Annotated in this window: 1 protein-coding gene and 1 pseudogene; one reads left to right on the forward strand and one right to left on the reverse strand. The window is 40.4% G+C overall.

The genetic code is table 11. The features are described 5' to 3' along the window. The first annotated feature begins 213 nt into the window (after positions 1-213). Positions 214-636, forward strand: coding sequence for a hypothetical protein (locus EIZ48_RS28380; RefSeq protein ID WP_160658749.1), 423 nt, complete (start codon positions 214-216; stop codon positions 634-636). Between the two features lie 148 nt (positions 637-784). Here EIZ48_RS28380 and EIZ48_RS28385 read toward each other — a convergent pair. Beyond that, a pseudogene (locus EIZ48_RS28385) lies at positions 785-918 on the reverse strand (IS4 family transposase); the annotation flags it as partial.

The following is a 918-nucleotide window of genomic DNA, read 5'->3' on the forward strand; positions in this document are numbered from 1 at the left end:
TGTTAGGGCATTGTTTTTCCAGCGACTCGTGTAGAATTTGAATATCACGCATCTTGCTTTCAATCTTTTGTGTTTGTGGTGAATTCATTAGATCAGAAGGTAAGGTGCGTGTCTACTTATTGAACTACAAAGGTATTTTGTGGGGATTTGTAAGTTGCAGGCGTTAGCTGCTTTATGAGGCATCAGGGAAACTCATCACGGAAAGGATATCCGATGAACAAATTAATATGGTCAGCACTAGCAATACTATTGTTTTCAATGTCATTAGTGTTTCTAACGTTTTTGCATGGAGATGGTGGCTATTTAGAGTCATTGATTGTGTCGTGTACGTTATCGGCACCATTGATTATTGCTTTTAGTGTTGTTGCGATGTTCTGTAGGACAGCAGTAAAAGAGAATCATAAGCTGCTCTGTAAAATGGCTACTGGTGTATTCGTTTTTACAGCACTGCTACATGTTTTTTGGAACAGCTTTATGCTTTTAGACGTTGTGCATAAAGGAGGCTTGGGTCCCGCACAGGGCTATTCGGGTCTAATTATGTGGTTTGGTAGTATAAAATTTGCTTTTTTTGGCGCTTTTTCAGGAATAATTCTGCACTATATTTCACTTTGGTATAAAAAATTAGTAGCTAGATAATTAACATTTTAGAATCTATTGAGCACGCAGCTAACAAAATAATCAAGGGTGACGCTTTACACTCGGCGGTTTTGGTATGAGTTTGGAGGCGCTTTGCTGGTTCAGTGGGGCGCACCTTATTGCAGGTGCTGGCAGATCCCCACATAATTTACGCACGATAATTGTTCCTTGCCATTAGAATTAGGGTGGATTGCGCCCAACGAATTGCTGAATCGTTGATGTGATATTCCAGCCGTCGGAAGACCTCTTTTCCTAGCCTAACAAATGATAAAACGCGTCGGT

Origin of the sequence: Photobacterium alginatilyticum, assembly GCF_009910675.1 — a bacterium.
In the GTDB taxonomy this organism is placed as follows: Bacteria; Pseudomonadota; Gammaproteobacteria; order Enterobacterales; family Vibrionaceae; genus Photobacterium; species Photobacterium alginatilyticum.

Coding starts and splice junctions, on each gene's coding strand:
- EIZ48_RS28380 (WP_160658749.1), top strand. CDS start 214: ATGAACAAATTAATATGGTCAGCACTAGCAATACTATTGTTTTCAATG.